The following is a 12014-nucleotide window of genomic DNA, read 5'->3' as shown; positions in this document are numbered from 1 at the left end:
ATCACCACAAAGCAAAACGGCTGCCCTGAGGCAGCCGTTTTCTTATCGCGTCTGGCAATCAGCCACGCAGGGCGGCGATGCGCTGCTCTATGGGCGGGTGGCTCATGAACAGCTCGCTCATGGAGCGCTTGCCGTTGATGCCGAAGGCCATCATGGCCCCTTCCATCTGCGGCTCGGCACCGCGGGAGAGGCGCTGCAGCGCGGCTATCATCTTGTCGCGACCGGCCAGCTTGGCGGCACCGGCGTCGGCGCGGAACTCACGCTGACGGCTGAACCACATGACGATCATGGAGGCCAGCACGCCAAACAGCATCTCCAGCACGAAGACGGTGATCATGTAGGCAAAGCCACCCGAGCTGCTGCTCTCTTCGCTGTTGTTGGAGCTGAAGAAGTTGCTGATGACGCCGGCCACTATGCGGGCGAAGAACATCACGAAGGTGTTCACCACCCCCTGGATCAGGGTCAGGGTCACCATGTCGCCGTTGGCCACGTGGCTCACCTCGTGGGCCAGCACGGCTTCCGCCTCGTCACGGCTCATGCTGTAGAGCAGGCCGGAGGAGACGGCGACGAGGGAGTCGTCACGACGGGCACCTGTGGCGAAGGCGTTCATCTCGGGAGAGTCGTAGATCCCCACTTCCGGCATCTTGATGCCAGCCTCACGGGCCTGACGGGCAACAGTGCTCACCAGCCAGTGTTCTGTCTCGTTGCGGGGCTGCTCGATGACCTGGACGCCATAGCTGCGCTTGGCCATCCACTTGGACATCAGCAAGGAGATAAAGGAACCCCCAAAACCGAACACGGCACAGAACACCAACAGACCGGAAATGCTGGACTTGTTGATCCCCAGAACCGAGAACAGGATATTGAGTACCACCCCCAGCACCAGCATGACGGCCAGGTTGGTCACCAGGAATAGCATAATTCGCTTCATATTGACTCCTTGTGAGATATAGATGCATGGTTCGGGCCAGTTCACAATCGACCTGATACCACACCTGCTCCCGATCATAGACAGACTCGATGAATGTTTGCTGAATGTCGGGCCCAGCTAAGCTGCCGAGGGGGTCAGAGCAGGGGTGAAATGTCGAGACAGCCGCGCAGATCCGCCTCGAGCGGCTGGTCTACGAAGGGGATCTCTCCCAGAAATGGGGCCGGCAACAAGGCTTTCAAGGTGGCCAGGTTCTCCGGGTAACGACTCATGTGCGGATCCACCCGATTGACCACCCAGCCAGCAAGGGTCAGCCCCTGATGGCGGATGGCGGCGCAGGTGAGCAAGGCATGATTGAGGCAACCCAGCTTGGCCCCCACCACCAGGATCACCGGCAGGCGCTCAAGGGCGACCCAGTCCGACAGCAGATGCTGGAGATCCAGCGGCAAAAACCAGCCCCCCGCCCCCTCGACTATCACCAGTTCGGCCCCGGCCCGCTCAATCTCCCGCAATCCAGCCGACAGGCCCGCCAGAGGAATGCTCGCCCCCACCTCCCGAGCGGCTATGTGAGGGGCTATGGGAGGCTCGAAAGCATAGGGGTTGACCGAGTCGATGGGCAGCGGAAGGCTGGCGGCCGCTTGCAACTGCTGGGCATCGAGGTTGCGAAGCCCCTCGGGGGTGCGGGCACAGCCGGCGGAAATCGGCTTGTAGCCGGCGCAGGCTATGCCTTGGGCGGCGAAGGCTTGCAGCAGGGTGCGGGCGACCAGGGTCTTGCCCACGTCAGTGTCGGTGCCCGTGATGAAATAGGATCTGACCATGATGATTCCTCAGCGCAGTTCAAGGTGGCGCTCTGGCGCCACCTTGGTATCAGTGATGGGCTTGTGCCCGACTGGGCGGCGAACCTGATGGTGGCCGCCCGGCCCAAGGCAAAAATGAGTGATCCCGCAGCCGATCAGCGGCGAACCAGGCGTCCGAGGCAGACCTCATAGCTGGCGGCCAGCAGGCCGTCGGGCTGGCGGTGGCGTTCATAGGCTTCCCCGAGACGCCTCAGGCGCTGGCGGTTGCCAAGCCCCGCGGCCCTGTCGTCATTGACCTGGCTGGCCCCTATACCCTTGAGATCCCGCAGCAAGTCATTGAGCTCCAGATAGGCGAGGGACCAGGTGACAGGGGTCAGCTCAGGCGCCTGAAACCCCCCGGCGTCAATGGCCTGCTGCAACTGGGGCAGGGCGAGGAAACGGTTGACGTGGGCGTGCCCGTCGACGACGCCCCAGGCCTCGCGCAACTGCCAGAGGGAATCCACAAGCAGGGTCGAGAACAGCAGCTGGCCACCGGGCTTGAGCACCCGGTGGATCTCGGCAAACGCCTGGGCCGGGCGCTCGCACCACTGCAGGGCCAGGCTGGAGAAGACCCAGTCCAGGCTTTGATCCGCGAAGGGCAGCGCCTCCGCATCACCGCACAGCAGCCGGGCGCCGCTGCCACGCAGGGCGGCCTGGGCCAGCATGCCGGGGGCAAGATCCAGCCCGTGCAACTGCTGGCAACGTCCCGCCAGCGCGGGCAGGAAGAAGCCTGTGCCGCAGCCAAGATCCAGCCCGCAAACCGTCAGTTCAGAACCGACCTGCCCGTCCGGCATCAGGTCAAGCAGTGCCTGCCCCACCTCCTGCTGGAAACGGGCATGGGCGTCGTAATGACGGGCGGCCGCCCCGAAGCGGCGGGCGAGCTGGGCCTTGTCGACCTGCTGGAAACGCTCATGCATGGCAAGCCCCCTCGGCACCTGCACCTGACGGGCAAGGGCCCAAGGCGTCGAGCAGGCTGTCCACATCCTGCTCGCGGTGCGCGGCACTCAGGGTGATGCGAAGGCGCGCCGTGCCGACCGGCACAGTGGGTGGGCGGATGGCGCTGACCCAGACGCCGCTATCCCGCAGCCGCTGGGCCAGTTGCAGGGCAGCCGCGCTCTCCCCCACCAGCAGGGGCTGGATCGGGGTCTCGCTTGCGCCGAGCCGCCAGCCCAGCGCCTCGGCCCCCTGCCGGAAGCGGGCGATCAACTGGCCAAGATGAGCGCGGGCATCATCAGCAGCGCGTACCAATTCGATACTCTTGCTGACCGCACAGGCCTGGGCGGCTGGCATATGGGTGCTGTAGACATAGTGGCGGGCAAAGTTGACCAGGTACTCCACCAGCTCGCGGCTGCCCCCCACGAAGGCACCGGCGACCCCAAGCGCCTTGCCAAAGGTGCCCATCTGGATGTGCACGCTGCCAGGATCAACCCCTTGCGCCGCCAGGGTGCCGCGCCCTTGTGGCCCCAGCACGCCGAGGCCGTGGGCATCGTCGATCATCAGCCAGTTGCCGCTCTGGGCTGCGAGTGTTGCGAGCTCGCGCCAGGGGCCCTGATCCCCGTCCATGCTGAAGACCCCTTCCGAGACGATCAAGCCACGGTTTGGTTCGAGTTGACGCTCAAGGGCCGCCATGTCGTTGTGGGCAAAGCGCTTCATCTTGCAGGGGAGCTGGCTGCCCATCTCCTGCAAGGAGGCGTGGTTGAGCCTGTCCTGCCACAGCAGGTGCTCCTTGCCGAGCAGGGCCTTGAGCACCGCCTGATTGGCGGAAAAACCGCAGTTGAACAGCAGCACCGCCTCCACCCCGATCCAGTCGGCAAGCGTCTCTTCCAGCTGCTGGTGGGCACGGCTGTAGCCTGTCACCAGAGGAGAGGCGCCGGCGCCCGCACCATGGCGCTCGATCCCCTCCTTGAAGGCGGCCTTGATGGCGGGATGATCGGCGAGCCCCAGGTAATCGTTGGCAGAGAAGTTGAGGTAGTCGCGCCCATCGACCACCAGCCTGGCGCCAGTGGGGCCATCGGTAGCGATGCGGCGGCGCAGCAGGGCCGCCTGCTCGCGTTCGGCCAGGGCCTCCCCCAGCGCAAAGGGGCCTGTGACAACAGGGGAAGTCATGAACGGACGGCACCTGCGCGGGGGCGGGTGGCATCGTAGAAGAGTTCGCGAGGCTCGCTCTGGCGGCTCACCTCGGCCAGCAGCTCCTCTTCCTGAACCTGATCCGGCTTCTGGGCCCGCTGGGCGGGACGGATGCCGAGCCGCTTGAACAGCTGCATGTCGCTGTTCTCGTCGGGGTTGGGGGTGGTCAGCAGCTTGCAGCCATAGAAGATGGAGTTGGCGCCCGCCATAAAACACATGGCCTGCATCTGCTCGTTCATCTTCTCCCGCCCGGCGGAGAGGCGCACATGGGAGGCGGGCATCATGATGCGCGCCACCGCTATGGTGCGGATAAATTCGAACGGATCCAGGTTCTCCTCGTTCTCCAGGGGCGTCCCCTTCACCTTGACCAGCATGTTGATGGGCACGCTCTCCGGGTGGCGCGGCAGGTTGGCCAGCGCCATCAAGAGGCCCGCCCTATCCTTGGCCTGCTCCCCCATGCCGACGATGCCGCCGGAGCACACCTTCATGCCGGCGCCGCGCACATGCTCAAGGGTATCCAGCCTGTCCTGATAGGTGCGGGTGGTGATGATGTCACCGTAGAACTCCGGCGAGGTGTCGAGATTGTGGTTGTAGTAGTCAAGGCCGGCGGCACCCAGGCGGGCGGCCTGATCCGCGGTCAGCATCCCCAGCGTCATGCAGGTCTCCATCCCCAGCCCGCGCACCTCCTCGACCATGCGCAGTATGTAGGGCATGTCCCTCTCCTTGGGGTTGCGCCAGGCGGCACCCATGCAGAAGCGCGACGAGCCGTTGGCCTTGGCTTCGCGGGCCCGCTCCAGCACTTTCTCCACCTCCATCAGCCGCTCGGTTTCGAGCCCGGTGTGGTAGCGGGCGCTCTGGGGGCAATATTTGCAATCCTCCGGGCAGGCGCCGGTCTTGATGGAGAGCAAGGTGCTCACCTGCACCTCGTTCGGGTCGAAATGGGCGCGGTGTACCGTCTGGGCCTGGAACAGCAGATCGTTGAATGGCAGGGCAAACAGGGCCTGAACCTCGGCGAGGGTCCAGTCGTGACGAAGGGCGTGACCGCCCAGGGTGAGAGCATTCATACATGGCTTCCAGTTGTTATAAGTGGGATCCTGCGCCGCCATCCTGGGATGAAGGACCGCAAAAGCCGCCACAGGCCGACCTCCTCGCAGTGAGGCCTGGCGCCAAGTGGCTGAAATTGTTGGCTAGTGTAGAGAGCGCGCGTAGACTGTCAACACCGACCAGATCAAACCAATTGACAACAGAACATAAAATGACCAATCAAGAATTCGACCTGCACCACGTCTGGCACCCCTATACCTCCCTCACCCATCCCCTGCCCTGCTATGAAGTGGCCAGCGCCAAGGGGGTGACCCTCACCCTCAGCGACGGCCGTGAACTGGTGGATGGCATGAGCTCCTGGTGGGCCTGCGTCCACGGCTATCAGGTGCCGGAACTGGACGCCGCCGCCACTGCCCAGCTCGGCAAGATGTCCCACGTGATGTTTGGCGGCCTGACCCATGCCCCTGCGGTGGAGCTGTGCCGCAAGCTGGTGGAGATCACACCAAAAGGGCTGGATCGGGTGTTTCTGGCGGATTCGGGGTCGGTAGCGGTGGAGGTGGCACTCAAGATGGCCCAGCAGTACTGGCACGCCAAGGGGACGCCAAGGGCCAAATTTGTCTCCCTGCGGGGCGGCTATCACGGCGACACCTTCGGCGCCATGAGCGTCTGCGACCCGGATGGCGGCATGCACGAGCTCTACAAGGGCTTCCTGCCGGAGCACCATTTCGTGGCCGCCCCGAGCTGCCGCTTTCATGCCCAGTGGGACGAGAGCTGCGTGGTGGAGCTGGCGGAGCTGGTTGCCGATCGCCACGAAGAGATAGCCGCCATAGTGCTGGAGCCCATAGTCCAGGGAGCGGGCGGCATGCGCTTCTATCACCCCCGCTACCTGCAGTGGGTGCGCGCCCTGTGCGACGAGTTCGGCCTGCTCTTGATTGCCGACGAGATAGCCACCGGCTTTGGCCGCACCGGTCAGCTGTTTGCCTGCGACTGGGCGGGGATCAGCCCCGACATCATGTGCCTGGGCAAGGCGCTCACCGGCGGCTACCTGACGCTGTCGGCCACCCTCACCACGGAGCAGGTCGCCCGCACCATCTGTGACGGCAAGGCCGGGGTCTTTATGCACGGCCCCACCTTTATGGGCAATCCACTCGCCTGCGCGGTGGCCAACGCCTCCATCGATCTGCTGCTGGCCTCGCCGTGGCAGGAAAGGGTAACCGCCATCGAGCATCAGCTGCGCACCGAGCTGGTGCAGCTGACCCTCAACCCGGCGGTGGCGGATGTGCGGGTACTCGGCGCCATCGGCGTGGTGGAGATGAAGGAGCGGGTGGACGTGGCGCGCATCCAGCGCAAGTTCGTGTCGCTTGGAGCCTGGATCCGCCCGTTCGGCAAGCTCATCTACCTGATGCCCCCCTTTGTCATCAGCCCCGAGGAGCTGAGGGTATTGACCCGCGCCATCCATGAGGCCATCACCAGCGGTGAATTCTGAGTCTGGATGAATAGGCCCTGCATGAGAATGCAGGGCCTTTTGGCTCTTTTTCATCAGAATGTGAGCGAGACACCAGAACCCGGCTGGCGAGGGGAGTAGACTGCGCGGGTTTTACCCAACAGATGTACCTTTCCCATGCGCCTCTCCATCACTGCCAAGATCAATTTCTTCCTGCTCTTCATCTTCTCCATGGTATTGGTGTTTTCCGCGGCCTATCAGGCGGTGCGCGAGCGCGACCTCATCCTGACTCTCATCAAGGAGCAGAGCCGCGAGCAGACCGAGGCCTACTTCGACGGCCTCAACATGCTGATGCTGACCGGCAAGATGGAGGCCCGCGACACCCTGCGCGCCAAGTTCCTCGATCATGCCCACGTGGAAGATGCCCGCATAGTGCGCGGAGCGGCGATCAACAAGCAGTACGGGGCGGGTCGCGAGACCGAGGCCCCCAAGGACAGATTCGATGCCCTGGCCCTGGCGGGCAAGGGAAGCCTGGAGGTGGTGCACGACGGCACCCACAGCAAGCTGGTGGTGACCCGCCCCCTGCTGGCCAAGACGGATTTTCGCGGCACCGACTGCACCAGCTGTCACCAAGTGCCGGAGAATACGGTGCTGGGGGCTGTGCGCTTTGACTACTCCCTCGACACCCTCTTTACCCGGGTCGAGCAGAACATCCTCACTTCGGCACTTATTCTCACCGGTATCTTCGGGCTGGGGCTGCTGCTCACCCTCTGGGTCATCCGCACCTGGATAGTCCGCCCTCTCAACCAGCTGACCCGCTCCATGGAAGAGGCCACCGATCTGCACGACTTCGGCCACCGCCTGGAGGGCGATGAAGGGGACGAGATAGGCCGGGTGGCACTCGCCTACAACCAGATGCTCGACAGCGTGGAGCGCCAGCTCGGCAAGCGCCCCGCCCCCTCGCCCCAGGACGATAAGCCGGCGGATCACCCTAGGTAGTAGAACAGCAGGCTGGCGACCAGGATCAGCAGCAGGATGAACAGAATTGAGGTGCAGCGCATCCTCTTGCCGTAGGCTGCATCGGCGCTCCAGCGCCAAGGCCTCTCGTCACAGGACGAGCAACCGGCGGATCACGCCAGGTAGTAGAACAGCAGGCTGGCAATCAGGATCAGCAACAGGATGAACAGATTGACATGCAGTGCATCCTCTTGCCGTCTGCTGCGGCGCTGCTCCAGCGCCAAGACCCCCAGGGTCAGCAGGCAGCAGCCCCAGAGCCCGTGCACCAGCCAGGGGGTCAAGGCAGGATCCCAATAGTCACGCACCTTGACCCCGCCATAGACCAGAAAGCCGTAGGCAATATCGGGGCGGGCATGGTGATAGAGGCCGAGCAGGACGATGAAGCCGCCCCAGCAGAGGATCACCAGCCCCTGGAGTACCCGTATCCAGCCATCCGGCCCCCGCCTGCGTTCCTTCACTCTCACCCCCTGCCCAACCGACCGGATCCATGCAAGATTCATGGGGAAAACCCCGCAAGGGTCCGACATTTTTGCTTGTTTATCAAACCCGCGCGGGTAAGATTAACGGCTTAGTCTGCCATGGTGGGCCACTCATGCCCGGGCCAGACCCCTAGTGTTGCAAATAGCGCTGCAAGAACAAGCTGGAGACAATATTTCGATGACGCACGCATCCGTAGTAGATGTGCTGACCGGTAAGTATGCGGTTGGCACCACCCAGACAGTGAAAGGGTGGATCCGGACCCGCCGCGATTCCAAGGCGGGGATCTCATTTTTGGCCATATCCGATGGCTCCTGTTTCCATCCGGTACAGGCCGTCGTTCCCAATACCCTGGCCAATTACGAGAATGAAGTGCTGCGTCTGACCACCGCCTGCTCAGTGGAAGTGACCGGTGTGGTCGTGGCTTCCCAGGGCAGCGGCCAGGCCTTCGAGCTGCAAGCCTCTGACGTCAAGGTAGTAGGCTGGGTCGAAGACCCGGACACCTACCCCATGTCTGCCAAGCGCCACAGCATCGAATACCTGCGCGAGCAGGGTCACCTGCGTGCCCGTACCAACGTGGTCGGCGCCGTGACCCGGGTGCGCAACTGCCTGGCCCAGGCCATTCACCGCTTCTTCCATGAAGAAGGCTATCTGTGGATCGCCGCCCCCCTCATCACCGCCTCCGACACCGAAGGCGCCGGCGAGATGTTCCGCGTCTCCACCCTGGACATGGAAAACCTGCCGCGCACGCCCGAAGGCAAGGTGGACTACGACAAGGACTTCTTCGGCAAGGAGACCTTCCTGACCGTCTCCGGTCAGCTCAACGTCGAGACCTATGCCTGCGCCCTGTCCAAGGTCTACACCTTCGGCCCGACCTTCCGCGCCGAAAACTCCAACACCAGCCGCCATTTGGCCGAGTTCTGGATGGTGGAGCCGGAAATCGCCTTCGCGGACCTGGAAGATAACGCCGCCCTGGCCGAAGCCATGCTCAAATACGTCTTCAACGCCGTGCTGACCGAGCGCCGTGACGATCTGGAGTTCTTCACCCAGCACATTGACAAGGACGCCATCGACCGTCTGGAACGTTTCGTCGCCTCCGACTTCGCCCAGATTGACTACACCGACGCCATCGAAGTACTGAAGAACTGCGGCAAGAGCTTCGAGTTCCCTGTCTCCTGGGGCATAGATCTCTCCTCCGAGCACGAGCGCTACCTGGCCGAGGAGCACTTCAAGTCTCCTGTGGTGGTGAAGAACTACCCGAAAGACATCAAGGCCTTCTACATGCGCCTCAACGACGACGGCAAAACCGTCGCCGCCATGGACGTGCTGGCCCCGGGGATCGGCGAGATCATCGGTGGCTCCCAGCGTGAGGAGCGCCTCGAGGTGCTGGATGCCCGTCTGGCCGAAATGGGCCTGAACAAGGAAGATTACTGGTGGTATCGCGACCTGCGTCGCTACGGCACAGTGCCGCACTCAGGTTTCGGCCTGGGCTTCGAGCGTCTGGTGGTCTATGTGACCGGCATGGGGAACGTGCGCGACGTCATCCCCTTCCCGCGTACCCCTCGCACCGCCGAGTTCTAAGACGCGCCGAGCCAGACTCGCACCGTGCAAAAGCCGACCCTTGGGTCGGCTTTTTATTTCCTGCTCTCCCGGCTGGGGCGCCCCGCCTCTCATCCTGATCCTCGAATAAATCCCACCACCCTCTTCCCCTGCCTGTCACGCCCCCGATCGCCCCTGTTCAAGGGCATATCCATAGTTTTTATGCACTTAAATCGGAAAAGAGTCTGTTATTGAACCACCTCAATTTTTTACCCCTTTAGGGGTGCCAGAATACCCACTAACCCTTTAGGGGCAAATAACGACAGATGCTCCCGGGCCCCAGGGCCGATGCGGACATGGATTCAATCACACGAGGTAATGGAATGATCTTGATGGAATTTTTGGTGGTGCTCGGCTGCTTGCTGCTGGGTACCCGCTTTGGGGGCATGGGACTGGGTCTCATCAGTGGCATAGGTCTGTTCCTGCTGACCTTCGTGTTCGGCCTGGTGCCGGGCGAACCGCCGGTGCAGGTGATGCTGACCATACTGGCGGTGATCGGCTGCGCCGCCACCCTGCAGACTGCCGGTGGCCTCAACCTGATGATGCAGGTGGCCGAGCGCCTGCTGCGCCGTCATCCGCAATACATCACAATCCTGGCGCCCCTCACCACCTGGACCCTCACCTTCCTGTGCGGTACCGGCCACGTGGTCTACACCATGTTCCCCATCATCGCCGACATAGCGCTGCAGAAGAACATTCGTCCCGAGCGCCCCATGGCGGTGGCCTCCGTGGCCTCCCAGATGGCGATCTGCGCCTCCCCGGTCTCTGTTGCCGTGGTCTCCATGGTCTCCATTCTGGCTGCCGGTCACGGCATAGGTCAGGCCTACGGCCTGCTCGACATCCTGATGATCGCCATCCCCTCCTCCCTGACCGGCGTGGTCATGGCGGCCCTGTGGAGCCTGCGTCGCGGCAAGGATCTGGACAAGGACGAAGAGTTCCAGGCCAAGATCCAGGATCCGGAGCAGCGCGCCTTCGTCTATGGCGGCGGTGAGACCCTGCTCAACACCAAGTTCCCGAAAGAGGCCTACTGGTCTACCTGGATCTTCTTCGCCGCCATCGCCGCCGTGGTCTTGCTCGGTGCCAACGAAGGTCTGCGTCCGGTGTTCACCATCAAGGACAAGACAGGCCCCCTCTCCATGAACCTGGTGATCCAGATGATGATGCTGATCGCCGGCGCCATCATTCTGATGCGCTGCAAGGTCAAGCCGGGCGATATCTCCAACGGCGCCGTCTTCAAGGCGGGCATGGTCGCCATCTTCTCCGTGTTCGGGGTTGCCTGGATGAGCGAGACCTTCTTCCAGGCTCACATGCCGCTGCTCAAAGAGACCCTGGCCCACGTGGTACAGGCCCAGCCCTGGACCTACGCCCTGGTGCTCTTCCTCATCTCCAAGCTGGTAAACAGCCAGGCTGCCGCCCTGACCGCCATCGCCCCCATGGGTCTGGCACTGGGCGTTGAGCCGAAACTGCTGATCGCCTTCCTGCCGGCCAGCTACGGCTACTTCGTGCTGCCGACCTACCCGAGCGACCTGGCCTGTATCGGTTTCGACCGCTCCGGCACCACCCGCATCGGCAAGTTCATCATCAACCACAGCTTCATCATTCCGGGGCTGATCGGGGTCAGCAGCTCCTGCGCCCTGGGGTATGTGCTGACTACCATCTTGCTGTAATCCCAACGGCGTTCGACACGCTCTTGCCAGACAGGCCCCCGCTGCGGGGGCCTGCTCTTTTTTCCTCCCGGTCAATTCCTGCCACGATTTCCCGCTGCGGCTTTACCTGCGCCCCCGCCACTGGGTAGCATGTGCTCCCTCTTTCACCACCGGAATCTCCCCCATGTCTCGCGTCATACTGCTCTGGAGCGGTGGCAAAGATGCCATGCTGGCCCTCTGCCATGCCCGCGATGCGGGTCATCAGGTGGTGGCCCTGGCCACCTTTGCCCCGCCAGAGCCCCGATTTCTCGCTCACCCCTTGCCGCTGGTGCGCCGTCAGGCGGCGGCCCTGGGTCTGCCCCATCTGCTGATCACCATAGAAGCGCCCTTCGAGCAGGGCTATGAGACGGCGCTGAGCCACTTGCGGCAGGAGTGGGCACTCGATGGTGTGGTGACCGGCGATATCGACAGCGTGGGGGGCGCGCCAAACTGGATCCGCGAACGCTGCCAGCCGCTGGGGCTCATCGTCCACACCCCGCTCTGGCAGAAGTCCCGCCAAGCCTTGCTGGCGGATATGCTGGCGCGCGGCATAGTCGCCCACTTATCCTGCGTCGATACCCGGGTGCTGGCCCCGGAATGGGTGGGGCGTATCCTGGATGCGGCCACCCTCAGCGAGCTGCAGCAACTGGCCGAGCGAGAGGGATTCGATGCCTGTGGCGAGCAGGGGGAGTACCACAGCATGGTGACCGACGGCCCGGGCTTTGCCGCCCCGCTGCGCCTCGATGGCTGGCAGCTGGCGCGCCAGGATCATCTGGCCTATCTGGCCAAGTCGCAGGGGTAACGACCTCAAGCCATCTTGGCCAACTCACTCAGCTAGCGCGAAAAATAGAGATAAA

General features: G+C 63.3%; 11 protein-coding genes. 5 read left to right on the top strand and 6 right to left on the bottom strand.

What is annotated here, in order from left to right; genetic code table 11:
* Positions 1-58 precede the first annotated feature (58 nt).
* The 5 genes from htpX to bioB form a co-directional block, all read right to left on the bottom strand.
* Entirely contained in the window at positions 59-931 is an 873-nt protein-coding gene (htpX, locus tag AB5Y91_RS21080; protein WP_106887413.1) for a protease HtpX, read from the bottom strand.
* A gap of 134 nt (positions 932-1065) precedes the next feature.
* Positions 1066-1746: a dethiobiotin synthase gene (bioD, locus tag AB5Y91_RS21075; protein WP_368170685.1), complete on the bottom strand. Its 681-nt coding sequence runs from the start codon at positions 1744-1746 to the stop codon at positions 1066-1068.
* 134 nt (positions 1747-1880) lie between these two features.
* Entirely contained in the window at positions 1881-2681 is an 801-nt protein-coding gene (gene bioC / locus AB5Y91_RS21070; RefSeq protein WP_163148599.1) for a malonyl-ACP O-methyltransferase BioC, read from the bottom strand.
* Entirely contained in the window at positions 2674-3870 is a 1197-nt protein-coding gene (gene bioF / locus AB5Y91_RS21065; RefSeq protein ID WP_368170684.1) for an 8-amino-7-oxononanoate synthase, read from the bottom strand. Before bioF ends, bioC begins: the two co-directional genes overlap by 8 nt.
* Entirely contained in the window at positions 3867-4955 is a 1089-nt protein-coding gene (gene bioB / locus AB5Y91_RS21060; RefSeq protein ID WP_163135993.1) for a biotin synthase BioB, read from the bottom strand. Before bioB ends, bioF begins: the two co-directional genes overlap by 4 nt.
* Positions 4956-5146: 191 nt before the next feature.
* On the opposite strand from bioB, the gene bioA reads away from it, so the two are divergent.
* Complete coding sequence (bioA, locus tag AB5Y91_RS21055) at positions 5147-6421, top strand: adenosylmethionine--8-amino-7-oxononanoate transaminase (protein ID WP_163156015.1); 1275 nt, start codon at positions 5147-5149, stop codon at positions 6419-6421.
* Positions 6422-6556: 135 nt separating this feature from the next.
* The gene (locus tag AB5Y91_RS21050) at positions 6557-7378 is read left to right on the top strand and encodes a HAMP domain-containing protein (RefSeq protein WP_368170683.1); all 822 of its coding nucleotides are present in this window, start codon (positions 6557-6559) and stop codon (positions 7376-7378) included.
* Positions 7379-7509: 131 nt separating this feature from the next.
* Here the strand turns inward: AB5Y91_RS21050 and AB5Y91_RS21045 are convergent, their stop codons facing one another.
* Positions 7510-7854, bottom strand: a complete 345-nt coding sequence (locus tag AB5Y91_RS21045) for a hypothetical protein (RefSeq protein ID WP_368170682.1) — start codon at positions 7852-7854, stop codon at positions 7510-7512.
* Positions 7855-8053: 199 nt separating this feature from the next.
* Between AB5Y91_RS21045 and asnS the strand changes: the two genes are divergently transcribed.
* The 3 genes from asnS to AB5Y91_RS21030 all read left to right on the top strand — a co-directional run bounded on the left by asnS (position 8054) and on the right by AB5Y91_RS21030 (position 11959).
* Positions 8054-9454, top strand: a complete 1401-nt coding sequence (gene asnS, locus AB5Y91_RS21040; RefSeq protein WP_163148604.1) for an asparagine--tRNA ligase — start codon at positions 8054-8056, stop codon at positions 9452-9454.
* Between the two features lie 341 nt (positions 9455-9795).
* The gene (locus AB5Y91_RS21035; protein ID WP_025326310.1) at positions 9796-11139 is read left to right on the top strand and encodes an anaerobic C4-dicarboxylate transporter; all 1344 of its coding nucleotides are present in this window, start codon (positions 9796-9798) and stop codon (positions 11137-11139) included.
* 163 nt (positions 11140-11302) lie between these two features.
* A complete protein-coding gene (locus tag AB5Y91_RS21030) occupies positions 11303-11959 on the top strand; it encodes a hypothetical protein (protein WP_368170681.1) in 657 nt (218 codons plus the stop codon).
* Positions 11960-12014: the final 55 nt, after the last annotated feature.

Origin of the sequence: Aeromonas sp. R4-3 (assembly GCF_040908275.1) — a bacterium.
Taxonomy (GTDB): Bacteria; Pseudomonadota; Gammaproteobacteria; order Enterobacterales; family Aeromonadaceae; genus Aeromonas; species Aeromonas rivipollensis.
The sequence above is the reverse complement of the archived record's forward strand: the minus strand, read 5'-3'. Positions and strand labels throughout refer to the sequence as shown.